We start from the raw sequence: 588 nt of genomic DNA on the forward strand, positions 1-588 counted from the left end.
TCTTATAAAGGAACAGTTGGTAAAATTGCACCTCATATTTTAGAGCGTAAATTTACGGCAGATACGCCAAATGAAAAATGGGTAACCGATATTACAGAATTTAAATTATTCGGTGAGAAACTTTATTTATCACCTGTATTAGACTTGTATAATGGTGAAATCATTACCTATACAATTGGCTCTAGACCGACGTATTCACTTGTTTCAGAAATGTTAGAGACAGCATTAGAAGGTTTACCTGAAAATCACCAACTAATGATGCATTCAGATCAAGGGTGGCATTATCAAATGAAACAGTACCGTCACGCATTACAAAAAAGAGGTATCGTACAAAGTATGTCTCGTAAAGGCAACTGTTATGACAACGCAGTAATGGAGAATTTCTTTGGAATCATGAAGTCTGAGTTTCTCTACATAAAAGAGTTTGAAAGTGTAGAGCACTTCAAAATAGAATTAGAAAAATATATAGATTATTACAATACAAAACGGATAAAGGCAAAATTAAAAATGAGCCCGGTGCAATACCGGACTCATTTTTATCAAGCTGCCTAATGAAATAACCGTGTCTAACTTTTAGGGGTCACTTCA

At 34.4% G+C, this 588-nt stretch carries 1 pseudogene; it reads left to right on the top strand.

The features are described from left to right. Positions 1–552: pseudogene (locus tag ACTFSL_RS31100) on the top strand (IS3-like element ISBce18 family transposase); the annotation flags it as partial. Positions 553–588: the final 36 nt, after the last annotated feature.

Origin of the sequence: Bacillus cereus group sp. MYBK108-1 (assembly GCF_051917185.1) — a bacterium.
GTDB classification, from domain to species: Bacteria; Bacillota; Bacilli; order Bacillales; family Bacillaceae_G; genus Bacillus_A; species Bacillus_A cereus.